Annotated in this window: 17 protein-coding genes; 6 read left to right on the top strand and 11 right to left on the bottom strand. The window is 32.6% G+C overall.

The window, feature by feature from the left end:
- Positions 1-11 precede the first annotated feature (11 nt).
- Entirely contained in the window at positions 12-1,076 is a 1,065-nt protein-coding gene (orr, locus tag HYG85_RS19165; RefSeq protein ID WP_212691015.1) for an ornithine racemase Orr, read from the top strand.
- 152 nt (positions 1,077-1,228) lie between these two features.
- Positions 1,229-1,456: a DUF3892 domain-containing protein gene (locus tag HYG85_RS19170; RefSeq protein ID WP_113671376.1), complete on the top strand. Its 228-nt coding sequence runs from the start codon at positions 1,229-1,231 to the stop codon at positions 1,454-1,456.
- 70 nt (positions 1,457-1,526) lie between these two features.
- Here HYG85_RS19170 and HYG85_RS19175 read toward each other — a convergent pair whose 3' ends face one another.
- The 7 genes from HYG85_RS19175 to HYG85_RS19205 are packed head-to-tail and all read right to left on the bottom strand — an operon-like array spanning position 1,527 to position 7,532.
- On the bottom strand, positions 1,527-2,207 hold the full coding sequence (locus tag HYG85_RS19175) for a TetR/AcrR family transcriptional regulator (RefSeq protein WP_212691016.1): 681 nt from the start codon (positions 2,205-2,207) through the stop codon (positions 1,527-1,529).
- A gap of 43 nt (positions 2,208-2,250) precedes the next feature.
- Positions 2,251-2,760 (bottom strand): VOC family protein, encoded by a 510-nt coding sequence (locus tag HYG85_RS19180; RefSeq protein ID WP_212691017.1) that lies wholly within the window; start codon positions 2,758-2,760, stop codon positions 2,251-2,253.
- A gap of 36 nt (positions 2,761-2,796) precedes the next feature.
- Positions 2,797-3,588 carry a hypothetical protein gene (locus HYG85_RS19185; protein WP_212691018.1) on the bottom strand — a complete coding sequence of 264 codons (792 nt, stop codon included), beginning with the start codon at positions 3,586-3,588 and terminating at the stop codon, positions 2,797-2,799.
- Between the two features lie 3 nt (positions 3,589-3,591).
- Positions 3,592-4,599 carry a transketolase family protein gene (locus HYG85_RS19190; protein WP_212691019.1) on the bottom strand — a complete coding sequence of 336 codons (1,008 nt, stop codon included), beginning with the start codon at positions 4,597-4,599 and terminating at the stop codon, positions 3,592-3,594.
- Between the two features lie 3 nt (positions 4,600-4,602).
- Positions 4,603-5,457 carry a transketolase gene (locus tag HYG85_RS19195; protein WP_212691020.1) on the bottom strand — a complete coding sequence of 285 codons (855 nt, stop codon included), beginning with the start codon at positions 5,455-5,457 and terminating at the stop codon, positions 4,603-4,605.
- A 24-nt stretch (positions 5,458-5,481) separates the two neighbouring features.
- Positions 5,482-6,735, bottom strand: a complete 1,254-nt coding sequence (locus HYG85_RS19200; protein WP_212691021.1) for an aminotransferase class III-fold pyridoxal phosphate-dependent enzyme — start codon at positions 6,733-6,735, stop codon at positions 5,482-5,484.
- A gap of 38 nt (positions 6,736-6,773) precedes the next feature.
- Entirely contained in the window at positions 6,774-7,532 is a 759-nt protein-coding gene (locus tag HYG85_RS19205; protein WP_212691022.1) for a hypothetical protein, read from the bottom strand.
- Positions 7,533-7,935: 403 nt separating this feature from the next.
- Between HYG85_RS19205 and HYG85_RS19210 the strand changes: the two genes are divergently transcribed.
- The gene (locus tag HYG85_RS19210) at positions 7,936-10,590 is read left to right on the top strand and encodes a calcium-translocating P-type ATPase, PMCA-type (protein WP_244971224.1); all 2,655 of its coding nucleotides are present in this window, start codon (positions 7,936-7,938) and stop codon (positions 10,588-10,590) included.
- A gap of 365 nt (positions 10,591-10,955) precedes the next feature.
- Here the strand turns inward: HYG85_RS19210 and HYG85_RS19215 are convergent, their stop codons facing one another.
- Positions 10,956-11,636 (bottom strand): cyclic nucleotide-binding domain-containing protein, encoded by a 681-nt coding sequence (locus tag HYG85_RS19215; protein ID WP_212691023.1) that lies wholly within the window; start codon positions 11,634-11,636, stop codon positions 10,956-10,958.
- A 139-nt stretch (positions 11,637-11,775) separates the two neighbouring features.
- Between HYG85_RS19215 and HYG85_RS19220 the strand changes: the two genes are divergently transcribed.
- Positions 11,776-12,198: a DMT family transporter gene (locus tag HYG85_RS19220; protein ID WP_212691024.1), complete on the top strand. Its 423-nt coding sequence runs from the start codon at positions 11,776-11,778 to the stop codon at positions 12,196-12,198.
- Between the two features lie 20 nt (positions 12,199-12,218).
- The gene (locus HYG85_RS19225) at positions 12,219-12,674 is read left to right on the top strand and encodes a DMT family transporter (RefSeq protein ID WP_212691025.1); all 456 of its coding nucleotides are present in this window, start codon (positions 12,219-12,221) and stop codon (positions 12,672-12,674) included.
- A gap of 122 nt (positions 12,675-12,796) precedes the next feature.
- Here the strand turns inward: HYG85_RS19225 and HYG85_RS19230 are convergent, their stop codons facing one another.
- Together HYG85_RS19230 and HYG85_RS19235 are read right to left on the bottom strand one after the other, a co-directional pair.
- Positions 12,797-13,750: a calcium/sodium antiporter gene (locus HYG85_RS19230; protein WP_212691026.1), complete on the bottom strand. Its 954-nt coding sequence runs from the start codon at positions 13,748-13,750 to the stop codon at positions 12,797-12,799.
- Between the two features lie 265 nt (positions 13,751-14,015).
- The gene (locus HYG85_RS19235) at positions 14,016-14,894 is read right to left on the bottom strand and encodes a DegV family protein (RefSeq protein WP_212691027.1); all 879 of its coding nucleotides are present in this window, start codon (positions 14,892-14,894) and stop codon (positions 14,016-14,018) included.
- 380 nt (positions 14,895-15,274) lie between these two features.
- Here HYG85_RS19235 and HYG85_RS19240 point away from each other — a divergent pair, with 380 nt between their 5' ends.
- Entirely contained in the window at positions 15,275-16,045 is a 771-nt protein-coding gene (locus HYG85_RS19240) for a carbohydrate-binding protein (RefSeq protein ID WP_212691028.1), read from the top strand.
- A gap of 465 nt (positions 16,046-16,510) precedes the next feature.
- Here the strand turns inward: HYG85_RS19240 and HYG85_RS19245 are convergent, their stop codons facing one another.
- Entirely contained in the window at positions 16,511-16,690 is a 180-nt protein-coding gene (locus HYG85_RS19245) for a ribbon-helix-helix domain-containing protein (protein ID WP_212691029.1), read from the bottom strand.
- Positions 16,691-16,763 lie beyond the last annotated feature (73 nt).

Here is a 16,763-nt window from a genome sequence, read left to right on the forward strand (position 1 = left end):
AGGAGGTTATAATGTGTTATCCAAGAGTCGAAATAAATCTTGTAAAAATTAGAAATAATACGAAGAAATTAGTTGAAATGTGTAATGAAAACAATATAGATGTGGTTGGAGTTACCAAAGTTTTCTGTGGTAAACCTAAGATAGTAAGGGAGATGGTAAAAGGAGGTATAAGAGTAATAGGAGATTCACGTATAGAGAATCTCAAGAAATTGAAGCGTTTCAAGCTTCCAAAACTATTACTTAGACTACCTATGATAAGCGAAGCAGAGGAAGTAGTCCAGTATGCTGATATATCTCTTAATTCTGAAATCTCAACTATTAGAAGATTATCAAAAGAAGCTAAAAAAAGGAATCTCAGGCATAAGATAATTTTAATGGTTGACTTAGGAGACCTTAGGGAAGGTATTTTTGATGAAGAAGAGATATTTGAAACGGTTGAAATAATGATCTCATTAGACAATATCGACTTGATTGGAATAGGAACTAATCTAACATGTTACGGTGGTATTCTTCCAGAGAAATCTAATCTTCAGCGTCTATTAACTTTGAAAGAGACTATTAGAAAGAAATACAAATTGAATCTGAAAGTGGTGTCGGGAGGAAATTCTAGTAGTCTACATCTGATTGAAGAAGGAGATATGCCAAAAGGAATTAATCAATTAAGGCTGGGAGAATCAATTGTACTTGGAAGAGAGACAGCTTATGGAAATACCATTGAAGATACTTATCAAGATGCAATGACTCTACAATGTGAGATAATAGAGTTGCAGGATAAACCATCATTGCCTATAGGTACTATTGGTATGGATGCTTTTGGTAATGTACCTTCCTTCAATGATAAAGGTATACGAAAAAGAGCTATATGTGCTATTGGAAGGCAGGATGTTGATCCTACAGATATATTGCCAGGTGATAAAAACGTTGAAATTATCGGTTCCAGCAGTGATCACTTGATATTGGATGTAACTGATAGCAATGAGAATTATTCTGTTGGAAGTATACTAAGATTTTCTTTGAAATACGGCAGTGTATTAAGTTTATTCACATCAGAATATGTTAAAAAGATTTATGTTTAGTTCATATATTCTATAAAATACAAATTAATGAATATTTTTCCTTAAATGGTACAAAATAAGAGTGTAATTATTAATTTATCAAAAGTAATCTACTGACATAATTACATTGCTTATCAAAGAGAGTGAGCTTTGTACTATAAAGGAGGATTTCAATGGAAAAAGCTAGAATCACTAAAGTAAGAAAAGATGGTTATGGTAAGATAACAAATGTTATGCTTGATGATGGTAACTCTTATCCTATCGAAGATGCTATTAAGATGGCTCAAGAAAATCAGATTGATGGCGTTAACGTAAGTAGAGCTAAAAATGGTGTAGAGTTTCTAAGAGCTGATCCAGATGGAACAACAGATAATAATCTGGATAATCTTCCAACATTTTAGAAGTAATTGTATGTAATAATAGACCCCAATGCATAGAATTTTTAATGCATTGGGGTTTGTTTTGTGGTTATTATAATAGAGCTTTTTTCATGAATTGCAGGATTTCTTTGATAACCATTTCTTCATTATCAATAGTATCGTATCCTGTAAATATTTTCATGCGCTCTCTGTAGTAATCAGATGTATATGAAAATTGAAACATGATAATCAGATTATCAATGCAAAAAGAAGCTACGTTGTAATTCATATTCTTATCAATAAGATTACTTACTTTTGCAGATTCCAGTATATCCATGTAAAAATTAGCTGTTATGTCTTCTAATTTATGAGAGAGTCTATTAGAAAATTTGCTTAATGCTTGAGTAGTGACATCAAGATATATCTGATTGAATTCAGGATATTTGATTGCATAATGTCTAGAAGCTCTCAGCAGTTTCTCAAGGATATAGAAAATATCACCTTCTTCAATGTCTATAGAATATAACACTGATTCTAGAACCCCAAAACACTCATCCACAATTGTTAGAAATAAATCTTCTTTGGAGGCAAAATAACTATACATTGATCCAATACTTATTTCTGCTTTTTTTGCTATTGTATTGATGTTAGATGCATTATATCCATTTGCAGCGAATTCCGCAGTTGCAACATCCATAATCCGTTGTTTGCGTTCTTCAGATATCTTATCAAAAGTACTTTTATGATATTTAGTTCTACCAGTAATTTCTTTAGTGTTTAGTGTAGTATTCATTTTAACCCCCTTTGTAAACAAAAAAACATGTAATAAATATATACTAATAATATTTCTTGAATTTTGTCTTTGACATTATGTAACCGACTAATCCTCCTATGACTCTTATTATTGTATAGTTCAATTTCAGATCGATAAGTTCTATGAGATTCCCGTCAGGGTCTTTCATGAAAACCCACTCAGTGCCATCAGTATTTTGAGGTTCGCATAAAAATGTTATGCCCTTAGCCTTTAATACATTATACCACTTCTTAACATTTTTTACATCCAAAGTGAAATGTGTTGGTCCTGGTTTATTCCATACTGGATGTTCGCTAGGTACACTAGGGAAGAATTCAAATATCTCGACCACACCACCTTTTGGAGCTCGTAAAAAACCAAAACGGACTTTTGCATTTTTTAATTGATATAAGTCGTATAATTTGTTAACTTTTTCTTTTCCCAATGACTGTTCACTGATTAATCTAAAACCAAAAGTTTTGCTATAGAAGTCTACAGCATCTTCAAAATTAGAGACTGTAATTCCTACGTGACTTAATGACCTTATTTTCATGTTAATACATTCCTTTCCAAAGTTATTGAAATATAATCAACTTCCTTTTGCATAGGAACCGACAAGTAACATATATTCACCAAGTTGTGCTCCAAATTCAGGTGCACCCTCCATAATCAGTTTTTCTGTTATAGTAGCTTCAATCATATCATCAATGCCTAAAAGTGTTCCAAGTGCACTATCAGTACAATCGAAACGCATAGTAAAAAATGGCTTGGAACGTTTATATTCTCCACGTGCAGCTTTGGATTTTCCTGCTTTTATCCTTATATAAGAAGAGAGTTCAGGTTTTCCAGTCACTTTCCATGCAAAAATACGGTCGGGACTTTTCTTAACCCATTTTGATACATCTGGATGACCTGTCTTATTAAGCTGACTTATACCAGTTGATAGTAGTGAAAAATATAATTTTACAATTAAATCTTTCTCATCATCGTTTTGAGGAGGTTCGGTGACACTAAGTAATTTAGCCATATACATAAGAACTGATAGAGTAGCAGTAAGCAGACCAACATGATACCAGCCTTTTATCTTAGGGAGTTTTTTGCTCTTACCTGCGAAAAAGTCATTAAGGTCTTTTATACTGCGAAATTCAAGCTCAACATCACATTTGTCATTAGGACCTTTTACAACTGTGAAATCCCCATTTTCAATGATATAATGAGTGCCAACTTTTCCATCAGGGTCTTTTGCACTTACACCAACTATTCCGTTCTTATTTTTGAATTTCTTTGCATACTTTTCATTTGATGAGATAATCGTTTTAACTAATGGAAGTACTGCGTTAAGAAATATTTTATTAGCGTAAATATCTTCTCTAGTAGCCATTATCTACACCTCGTCTTCCCAATCTTCATCTTCTTCAAATTCCAAACCAATCAGTTTTCGAACGTTTTCTACTATTCCATTAGTATCTATTTCATAATAAGCCATCAAATCTTCATGAAGACCTATGATGGAGAAGGTATCTGGAATACCAAGTTTCCTGAAGGCACATCCTTTTCCACTTTCAATGATTACTTCAGCTACAGCGCTTCCAAGACCACCCATTACATTATGGTCTTCAACGGTTATGATTCTTCTTGTCTCATATACTGCTTTTAACACAGCTTCTCTGTCTATAGGTTTTATTGTATGCATATTAAGGACTCTTGCCTTGATACCATCAACACTGCTAAGGATTTTTGTGGCTTCTATAGCTTGATATACACAAGAACCACAGGCGATGATAGTCAAGTCATTACCATCCGTCAATTGATGAGCTTTGCCGATTCTAAAATCATAATCAGTATTCTCATATACTTTTTGGTCAAAACCTCTGTTGATTCTAATATATACAGGACCTTCTGTTTCATAAGCTTGAACAACTGCATTAGCAGTTTCCATACCATCAGCAGGTACAATAACTTTTAGATTAGCCATTGAACGCATTATAGCAATGTCTTCTGTACAATGATGAGTTGTTCCAGCCTGACCAAAAGACAATCCTGCATGAGTAGCTATCATTTTTACATTTAGATTCTGATAACATATGTCTGTATGTACTTGGTCCAGTGCTCTCATGGAAGTAAAGATTGCAAAAGTGGATACAAAAGGAACAAGACCGCATTTTGCCATACCAGAAGCAATACCAAACATGTTTTGTTCAGCTATTCCTGTATTAAAGAATCTATTTGGAAACTTTTCTGCAAACAAACCTATTTTGGTAGATTTGGCAAGGTCTGCTGAAAGTCCTACAATCTCTGGATGTTCTTTGCCTAATTCACATAGAACATTACCATACATCTCAGCTGTTGAAAGATTAGTTGTATCAAGCATTGTATATGTTAAACCACCCATAGTCTATGCTCCTTTCACACGTTTTTTATAATATTTTTCCAAGCTTTCTTTACTCTGTGCTATCTTTTCAGAATTAAGTCCACCATAATGCCATTTATAGTTGTCTTCCATAAAATCAATGCCACAGCCTTTTATGGTATTTGCAATGATGACAACAGGAGCTTTATCTTCTGCTAATGCGTATTCAATGGCTTCTGATAGTTCAGTGAAATTATGACCATCTACTTCTTTTACAATAAAACCGAATGCTTCCCATTTTTTTGCAAATGGTTCAAGAGACATAACATTTTCTGTTGGACCATCAATCATACAACGATTCCTATCTACTATAGTTACCAGATTGGTTATTTTATAATGAGCAATTGACATTGCTGCTTCCCATACAGAACCTTCATCACATTCACCATCACCAAGTAGACAATAGGTTTTGTAATCTTTGTTGTTTATACGTGCAGCTAATGCCATACCAACAGCTATTGGCAGACCATGACCCAATGAACCAGTAGATGCATCCACTCCTGGAACTTTGTTGGAATCAAGGTGCATACCAAGTTCAGAACCTGTGTGATTATATTCTTTCAGTTGTTCTTTATCAATGTAACCTTTGTCAGCAAGGACTGGTGCGAAACCTACACCAATATGACCTTTACTTAGAATAAAACGGTCTCTATCCTCCCATAGAGGTTTTGATGGGTCAATGTTCAGGTATTTATAATATAGTATAGTTAAGATGTCCATTGCACTTAGGGAACCACCTATATGTCCGCTGCCTGCCCAAACAACAGTGTCAACGCATAGACTACGTAATTCATGTGTTTTTTTCTCTAGGTTTTTTATTTCTATGTCAGTTAATGGCATAATTATCTCCTTTCCAAGAAATATCTATATTTCCTTATGATTATTTTTTACTACTTTAAAACTTTCGTCTGCTATTTCATGGGTTAGTTTTATATCTTCATCAGATAGGGCACAGTTAATGAATAGATTATGATGGTTAGCGAAGAAAGCACCTCTTCTAACACATTCTGAAACCCATTCTTGGTGAAGGGTTAGAGAATCATCGTTAGTAATTCTCATGTACCACATAGATGGAACTCCTGTCACTTTTAGATTAAAACCATAACTTTTACCTATCTCCACTAAGCCATCAGTGAGTTTCTTACCCTTATCCTGCATCAATTTTGGTCCATCCAGTTTCTTTAACTTCTTAATACATGCTATACCAGCGGCAAATGGTACAGCAGACAACCAGTAGCTTCCAGTATACATAACTGATGAAACTGCATCTTTCAGGGCATCTGTTCCACATAATGCAGAAAAATTATAGCCATTACCAAGAGCTTTACAGAAACACATCAAATCAGCTTTGAAACCAAAGTAATGATCTGAACCTTTCATATCTAATCTGAATCCACATCTAACATCATCAATAGCTAATACTATTCCATAGTCCGTACATAGTTTCCTGATTTTCTGCCAGTAATCTTTTTCGGGTAATTCGTTGTCAGTAAATACTGGATGATGATAAGGAGTTGCCATGAAACAGGCTATATCATTAGGATTCTCCTTAACGATTTTTTCAACTTGTTCATAGTTGTTCCAGTCTACGTAGATGTTATTTACCACATCTTCTTTACAGATACCCGGATAACCTAATTTCTGTGTCCAAGGGGCTACCCCATGATAACCACCATTAACAAGAATGGTTTTCTTCCTTCCAGTAGCTGCTTTTGCAATCATAAGTGCAAAACTTGTGACATCTCCACCATTTTTAGCAAAAAATGCCCAGTCAGCCATCTCTACAGTATCAACCAGAAGTTCAGCAAAATCCACCATGATGGAAGAGGGAGCAGTTGTACAGTTACCAAGCTTCATTTGCTCTGCAACTGCCATATCAACATCTTCGTCATTGTAGCCTAGAACATTGGGACCATATGCACACATATAGTCAATGAAACGATTACCATCCACATCCCAGAAATAAGCTCCTTTTGCTCTAGATGAGAAAAATGGGTAGCTTTGTACTGGTATAAAACAACCTTCAGCTGGACCCAAGTGTCCATATACTCCTGTAGGTATTAAATTCAAAGCTTTCTTGAACAGCTTTTGATTTTCATTATAAGTATAGGTTTGCAATTGTTTGACCTCCTTACTCTAAGAGAAATAATAGTTTTTTATTGTAGATAGGATGATACCAGACCAAGTAATTTGTTCATATTGTCCAGCATAGGAATATAACCTTTCATTTGAAGCTTTTGAGTTGCAATACAAGAATAGGTGTCTATCTGACCAGTTAATATCTTATTAGTGGTGATAATATCTGAGAAGGTCATGGAAGCCCTGTTATTAGAAGATAATCCTTTCTTTGCTTTCAGATGACCATTCTTTGCGATAAGATGTATTCCCGTATTACTTTCCGTTATTGATACATTGATAATTCCATCTGGTATTCTTTTGGCGCTGAGTTTTCCTATTGGATCTGTGTTCCCGACTTGTGCAAGAGCAAAAAAAGCAGTGTAAGCAGTTAGTATGGTATTATTTTTCAGATAAGTTTCGTTTTCTAATAGAGATGGAGTAGGTTTCAAGTAATAGGACAGTTTGTCTGTGAGAGTTATGAATTCATTTTTGAGGAAGCTGATTTTTGTGAGTCCTTTAAGAGGTATTGGATTAGCTTTTCCATCAATCATTTGGTTGAAATGATGTGGAGATTTGAAATAAAGGATAATATTACATTTGTCTAGAATCTTACTAAACGTGCATGTGCCGTCTTCAAAGGATAAATATCCTTTTGGACCGTTCTTAACAACAAACTTAATCCTCATGCTTATGTCTTTTATAAGGGTTTTCATATCCTTATCCAATTCACATAAGTCTTCAAGGTTTCGAAGTACAGCATAAAGATTAATGTTCGCTTTGGTTAATTCCTGTGTCACATAATCTCCTCCTTTCATATAACACATATACAGTTGAATGTACCTATATAACATTATATTACTGTACATGCATTTATAGAACGAGCGCTCACTCTATATTATGGTTACATTGTTACATAAGTGGAATATGTTGGCAATGATATAATAGAAATAACTAATATATTTTATAGTTTTTTCTGAGATGCATTATAGTGTTAAGTCTTATAAAATAATAGCTTTATAATATATAGCATGTCTTTTTTTTATTTCTAATAATTATTTATAGTCTTGAACACAATAATAAAGAGGATAAATAATAAAATAATCATACTAAAGCTTTATTTTTTTAACATTATTTGGTATTATCATATTATTGTTGGTTTTATTAGGAGCTAACTGTAATTGTTAGAATAGGAGGATTAAGGTGGCTAAATATTATTCAATGGATGTAGATAATGTTGCAGCTGATTTAGACGTTAACATAAGCGGCGGATTAGATAGCAAAGAAGTAAGCAAAAGACAAACAAAATACGGTCCCAACAGCTTGAAAGAAAAACAAGGCAAGACATTGTTTAAGATGATTATTGAACAGTTCAGCAGTTTTATAATACTTATACTAATAGCTGCAAGTATTTTATCAATATCTATAGGTGAAGTAGTTGATGGAATAGTTATCATTGGAATCGTCATACTGAATGCTGCCCTTGGAATTATACAAGAAAGGAAAGCTAGTAATGCCTTGAAAGCATTAAAAGAGATGGCTGCTCCACGAGCAAAAGTCATACGAGATGGTAAGATATCCAGTATTGATTCAAAAGAATTAGTGCCTGGAGATATTGTTGAATTAGAAGCAGGAGACTATATACCTGCGGACATAAGATTAACAGAAAGCATTAATCTCAAGATTGATGAATCTGCTCTTACTGGAGAGTCAGTTGCAGTGGAGAAAGATGCAAAAATTTTATTGGATGAACAATCTCAGATTGCTGATAGATTGAACTGTGCCTATATGAGTACTATCGTTACATATGGTAGAGGTAAAGGAATAGTCGTTGGTACTGGAATGGAAACGGAGATTGGAAAAATCGCTTCTATGCTTAATGAAGCTGTTTCAGAAGAGACACCTCTACAAAAGAAGCTGGATGCTTTTGGAAAATTATTAGGTATAGTATGTATAATTGTATGTGCAATCATATTTGTACTTGGTTTACTAAGGAATCAGCCTTTCATCGAAGTATTGATGACCTCAGTAAGTCTAGCTGTCGCTGCAATACCAGAAGGTCTGCCAGCAGTTGTTACCGTAGTTCTTGCAATGGGTATGCAGAGGATGATAAAAAGACACGCAATCATGAAGCGTCTAGGAGCAGTAGAGACACTTGGAAGTACAACTGTAATATGTACTGACAAAACAGGTACATTGACACAAAATAAAATGACCGTTGTAAAAGTATTTGATGGAACTAACCATTGGGAAGTATCTGGTACAGGATATAAAACTGCTGGAGACATAACTAGTGGCGGAAAAGATAATAAATTACTAGATAAAATGTTCATGGCAGGAATTCTATGTAATGATTCAAGATTAAAAGACGAAGAAATAATCGGAGACCCAACAGAAGGTGCTCTCATAGTTCTAGGAGCCAAAGCAGGATACGACAGGGATGAGCTTAATAACAGATATCCAAGACTAAAAGAATATCCTTTCGATTCTGATAGAAAGCTAATGTCCACACTTCATAATGTTGAAGGAACATTCACTATGTTTACAAAAGGCGCACCTGATGTAATATTATCCAGATGTAAAGGAATAATAATAGATGGCAAACCACAACCACTAACCAAAGAACACAAAGATGAAATTAGTGAAGTCAATGAAAATTTCGCAAAAAATGCTCTAAGGGTTTTGGGATTTGCATACAAAGAAGTAAATGAAGATGTCCAATTAGAAAATGAAGAAAACGATCTAATCTTTGTTGGTCTTACAGGCATGATAGACCCACCAAGACAAGAAGCCAAAGATGCAGTAAAATTATGCAAAGATGCAGGAATCAGAGTTGTCATGATAACTGGAGACCACATAGTTACAGGTAGCGCAATAGCAAAACAAATAGGTATCATCGATAGCGAAGAACAAGCTATGGAAGGTGCACAGATCAACGATTACTCCGAAGTAGAACTAAAAGAAAAAGTCAAAACCACCAGTGTATTTGCAAGAGTTTCACCCGAACATAAAGTCAGGATCGTAGAAGCTGTAAGATCAAACGGCGAAGTTGCAGCTATGACCGGTGATGGTGTCAATGATGCCCCAGCACTAAAAAAAGCCGATATCGGAATCGCCATGGGAATCACAGGAACAGACGTTTCAAAAGAAGCAGCTGACATGATTTTGACAGACGATAACTTTGCAAGTATCGTAGACGCAGTTGAAGAAGGACGAATCATCTACAGTAACATCAGAAAATTTGTAGGATTTCTACTATCCTGTAACATTGGCGAGATTCTAATAATATTCATTGCCATGTTATCAGGTTGGCAAGTTCCACTAGTACCTATTCAACTCCTATGGATAAACCTTATTACCGATTCATTTCCAGCATTTGCACTAGGACTTGAAAAAGGCGAAAAAGGAATAATGAATGTAAAACCTAGAAACCCCAAAGAACCTATAGTCGACCGACAAATGGGTATAGCATTAGCTTTCCAAAGCATAGGTCTAACCATAGCAGTACTTGTCTCTTACCAATTAGGATTCATTCTAGCAGGTGACGTAGACAGTGATACCAAACTTACCATAGCAAGAACCCTATGTTTCGTTACTCTAATCATAGGCGAAATGCTTAGAGCCTACTCAGCAAGATCAGAAACACTATCAATATTCAAAATGAATTTCCTAGGAAATAAATACTTAAATTACTCAGTACTAATAGCTATCCTTCTATTAATAGGAGTAGTATATATACCAGTCCTACAACCTGTCTTCAGAACATTCCCATTAGACATAACTCAAATGGGCGTAGCAGTAGGATTAGCAATTATACCTGTTATCACTGGGGAATTAGCTAAGATATTAAAGAAATAAGATAATTACTACTAATATCTTTTTATAATTTATGTTTTTCTATAAGTATTAAATAATATCTTTGTGTTAGCCATAAGTCATACTAAATCGAAGAAAAAATGCTTTGAGATAACATTGAAGGGACTACAAGCAAAATAGTATATGTATATGTGGAGTAGTGAGGCAGGACGCCGAACCCAGCTTTTAACCTGACAGCCCTACTGGACTGTCAGAAATAAAACTGGACTCGATGTCCTGTTTTATTTATAGAGCTCAGGACGAGCAAGTAGCTGGCGTAACATATACATATACTATTTTGCAATTACCACGTCAGAACAAAACATTTTTTCTGACTCATTTGAACTATTAAAAATATTTTACTAAATCTATAATTCCTTACTTAGCTTTCTAAGATTCACCTCATCAACAATCCTAATCTGCTTACCCTCAATCTCAATAAGACCCAATAACTTCAATTCATTCAAACACCTATACAAATGACGATAACTCGTTCCAAGTGATTCAGCAATTTCTTTATAAGAAGAAGTAAGCGTTATCAATCGCTGCCCCTCTACAGTTATATGCTCCAATATAAACGCAGCCAACCTATTCTTAAGAGGATACAAAATATTATAAGAACTTTTCTTAGAACTACTCATAAATTTCCTACTTAAATTAACACATAAATACTGTAAAAACTTTTTCCTGTTCATACATATAGAACTTATATAATTAACAGGAAAAGCTATAAACAAACTTTGCTTAATAGCTTCAACATTACTCCCGTAGTTAGTGTTATTAAGAATTTCAATGTCACCAAAATCACTTATGGATTTATAGAATTCATGTAACAAAATCCTTCCATCCTCTGACATGGTAAATACCTTCGCCTTACCATCTACCAAAAGGTAGAAATAATAAACAGGTTCATCCATCTTACATATCAATTCACCCTTTTCAAATAGATGAAATTCATAATAATTATCTAGGTCATCCCCGAATATATCATATAATTTATACTTCTTATTATATATGTTGAATAACTCAATATCTTTATATGTTTGCAAAAAAATCAACTCCTATGACATATGTCCTATTACATATTGTATCATAAATGATATCTTAATACATGTAATTTGTAAATACTTATCTTATAGATTTGTAATTAATCTTTAAGATAGCTTATCCAAATTGAGAGGAGCATCTATGTTTGAATTTGTAGCTATATTTAACGGGGTTTTAATCGCTCTTATGATTTCATTTAATGGACTATTGTCTCAACAGATAGGAAATAATGAATCATTGATTATAATACATTTAGCAGGTTTGATAGGTACAAGTATCATATTCTTAATTAGTCGTAATAAAATAAAGAGTATAAAAGGTATTCCAAAATATTTATTTCTCGGAGGAGCTATTGGTATATTCAATGTTACAATGAACAATGTATGTTTTGATAAATTAGGTGCAGCATTAACGATCAGTCTAGGATTGATGGGGCAGTTGATTGCATCTATGTGTATCGATCACTTTGGACTATTGGGAGTCAAGAAAAACAAAATAAATATAAGAAAATTAACTGGTATAGCAATAATGAGTATTGGTATTATCGTAATGATTGTTTTATAAATCTTTTTAGGAGGTCTGTAATGTACATTATACTGGCATTATTAGCAGGGGCATTAGTTATTGTTTCTATATCAATTAATGGAAATCTAGCAACAAAAGTAGGGTTAATTCAGTCAAGTATAACTAATTATCTAGTAGGATTAATAAGTTCAATCATATTTTTCCTGATTTTGAATAGATTCGTATTTGACTTTTCTTTTAATAAATTAGGTGATACTCCATTTTACTATATGTTAGGTGGAGTGATAGGTTCAATTATCATATGTTTAAATAACCTCTTAATCAACAAAATATCAGCAGTGTATGTTACCATACTTATTTTTTTAGGACAGATGATTACAGGAATCTTAATTGATTATGCAAAATCAGGAATTTTTTCAACTGGAAAAGTGATAGGTGGGTTATTGATCGTAATTGGACTTGTATACTATATTTTTGGCGATAAGAAAGCCAAAGAGATAGCAAAAATAAAATAGTCGTTTTGCAAATTTTTTACTCCATTAGAAATTTTGCTTAACATAAAATCCTGGATGTTAGCCCAGGATTTTATTATACAACAATTTATTTTTTTGATAAAATATATCTAATTATTTCTAAATTAGAATACTAAGAAATAGATGTAAGCAAAGTAAGTAGCAATCATTAGTACTCCATTCCAACGGTGAAATCTTTTTTTATTAAATAAAGTAAATGCAACAAGTAAAAGTACTATAGCAAATACAAATGGTATATGATAGCTTAACCAGCTAGGTTGAATCTTGAATGGTAATATACTAGATGATAAACCAATAACCAATATGATATTAAGTATGTTGGCACCAAGAACATTACCAATAGATATATCATGAGCTTTTTTAACTATAGCTGTAATAGCAGTAACCAACTCTGGTAGGGAAGTACCAAAAGCTGTAAGGGTAACACCTATGATTATATCTGGTACACCTAACATCTTAGCGATTTTTTCACCATTAGTAACTAAAAGATTAGCACCGATGATTGTAAAAGTGATACCTATAGCAAATAATATCATGTTTTTGATAATAATACTTCTTGTAACTTCGATTTCTTCATCTTGCTTGATTTCACTACTACTCATCTTAGCATCTTTCACATTGTTATATAAGTAGAGTACTAAAATACCTAAAAACATAAATCCTGTGACTCTTGCTATTTCTCCGAATACAAGAGAAAAAACAGTCAATAAGCTTAATAAAAATACTAGGAATAATCCTGTTCTACGAAGCTTTTTCTTTTGCTTGATCTCAGGTCTTGATAAAAGAATTGTTAGACCCAGTATAAAACCAGTATTACAAGCAATTGAACCTAGAGCATTACCAAACGCTATACTTGCATTTCCATTAATAGCTGAACTTCCTGATACCATTGCCTCTGGTAAAGTAGTACATATACTAACTAGGGTTGCGCCTATTATGATATTGGGTACTTTTAATACTTTGGCTATCCATATGGTAGCATCTATGAACCAATCACTGCCTTTAATAATCATGATGAAACCAATCAAAAATAGCAAATAGGGTGAAAATTCTTTCATTAATGTTATCCTCCTAGACATATTGAATAGCTTGTGACAAAAAAAGACTTCTACTGTATTAAACAGTAAAAGTCTCGCTTTCATTTTATAATAATACTTATATGATAATATAATAATAAGCATAGTTATCAAATGGTTAATCAGCCGGGTATATAAACCGTAATGACGACTGACTATTCAACTTGGCATTCATTAGACCAAGTTTTCAAGCTACTCCCTTAAACTAATAAAAATTATACTATATTTGTATCAATAAATCAAGAAATTATACATATTTATAGTTTTTAATAAAAATAACTCCAACTGGGTCAGGACCACAACTAGTTCCTATTGTAGAACCTACTTGATAGAAAGGCATATCTCCTTTTACACCTAGGTCTCTAACTTTATCTGCTACTTTTTCAGCTTCATCAGTATGATGTCCTCTAGCTATACAGAAATTATAATCATCTATGTCTTCACCAGTTTTCTTGAAGTGTTCTTTCGTCATAGCAACTATTTTCTTAAGTGCTTTTTTCCTTCCACGGATTGTACCGTAAGGAAATAATTCACCATCTCTAACAACGATAAGTGGTTTTAGATTAAGTATATTACCTGCTATGGCACTAACTTTTCCTATTCTTCCACTTTTTTGCATGTATTCAAGTGTACCTATGGTAAACATTATCCTACCTGTAGGTATTATTTTTTCTGTTTTTAAAAGTGCTTCTTCAAGAGATAATCCATCATTTTTCATTCTTGCAACTTCCACAACGAATAAACCTTGTAGAGCTGTACATAACCTAGAGTCAAGAATAGTTATATTAAAATCAGGATATTTCTCTAATATGATCTCACGAGCATTTACAGCAGATTGATAAGAACCGCTGAACTTGGATGTGAGGGTTATACATAATAGATTTTTCCCTTCTTCTGCATAGGGCGTAAATTTATTAATATAATCTTGTACGGAAGGCAATGATGTTTTTGGAAAGTTATTATATAATTTATCATAGAATTCATCTATAGTTATGTCAATTCTTTCCCGTAAATAATTTTCCTGATCAAAGGATATATAAAAAGGTATTATATTAATATCATATTCTTCGATTAGGTAATCAGGTAAATCACATGCGCTATCACACATAATTTCAAATTTTGGCATAAAGCAACCTCCAATAGTATTTATATGAATTATTATAGCATATAAAAATTAGTATTAAAATGTATTATTGATTGACACTAAACACCGTAAACCATAGTGTTAAAGGCAGTTGTGATGCTTTGAGATGTAGTTAATATAACTATGTTAAATGTATTTTTATGCATATAAACTTAGAATGTTGATTATTGATAAACACCCTAAATACTTAATTCTACAATCTATAGATTTTGTCCATACCATAATTGTAGAAACAATATTTATATTAATAAAGTAAAGTATGACAATAGAATATATTTATATAAATAAGAAAAATATATTGACAAATTAAAAAGTGAGGAATAATATATATATTGTAAAAAATAATACAAGGAGGAATTATGATGCTAAAAAATAAAACATTAAACATCGCAAGTTTTCTTATCTGCTGTATACTGACTATTAACATACTAAACATTACTTCTTATGCACAATCACAAACTGAAAACGTACAATTATACTCTGCGAAACTACATATGGATTATGGTTACAAAGGTTACATTAAAGGTTATTCATCATCAGGTTACATATACGTTAAAAACTTGGCTTATGATAAAAAAGTAACAGTTCATTTCATGTATAACGATACTGATTGGAGTGATGTATCAGCTCATTATTATAAAACACTTCCTAATGGTTATGAAATATGGAAATATGATACACCTTATACTACTAGAGTAAAGTATCAATATTGTGGAGACAACTATTGTAAATTCGCTATCAAGTATGAGGTTAATGGTAATACATATTGGGATAATAACAATGGTAATAATTATTATCTTAGCCAGTCAAAACATCAAGTTGAATTATCAAAATGTAATATAGGTGAGAGTAAGTTTTATAGTAGCTCCAAGGATCTATGGTTTTATCTAAAAAATCTTGGATACAATAAAACTGTTAGAGTACGTGTTACTAATGATGGTTGGGCAACATATCAGGATTATGATTGTACTTATCACAGTAGTTATTCAAACGGTACTGAATCATGGTATATTGACTTAGAGGAAAATGGCATAGATACAACTTCAAGTGCTGCTTCACAGTATGTGATATATTATACTGTTAATGGTGAGACTTATTGGGATAATAATTTTGGAGAGAATTATTGTTTTTAGGATGGATAGTTGATGGTATTAGAAAAAGCAGATTGATTCATATCTGCTTTTTTTACATAATAAATATTTAACTGGCGCATATTTTATTTATTAATAATGGTTTAATAATGTGACTTATAACATGTTCTTTAGAAGGAAACAAATTGAATAAGTCAAAGTTTTTGAGGCAGAGAAAACTTGCTATTTATAGATAAATTATTTGTTTGCTAATATATTTTCATCTATATCAACATCAATATTAAATCCATCATGATTTAATATTATAATAAATAATCATCATTCTTATATTACACCAAGTAACTTCAACAACTTAATACAATCTTTATAACTGGCTAAATATAAGCATTGATTAGCACACGTTAATTTATCCGATTGTTTAACAATATATTCTTTTACAAACTTACTATTTTCTTCATTTAAGGTGGGTAATAAGAGTTTTGTATGCTTTCCAGGGCGGCAGAACTCTTATTTGTTATTTAGGTCATCATATACTTTACAAACACCTTTTCTTAGAATCTCAGATTTGCTTTCATTAAGTTTTTTGCTACAATATTCTAGTTTTTTATCTGTTTCATCATCAATCCTAAATTTTATAGTTTTATTCTTAGGTGCATCAGTAGGACGACCAATTTTTTTGTTCTCCAACTTATTTTTCACCTCTCTTTTGTGGGTACATTATTATAATAACTAATGTGGGGTCATTTGTCAAGATTAATAC

Source organism: Vallitalea guaymasensis, assembly GCF_018141425.1.
Taxonomy (GTDB): Bacteria; Bacillota; Clostridia; order Lachnospirales; family Vallitaleaceae; genus Vallitalea; species Vallitalea guaymasensis.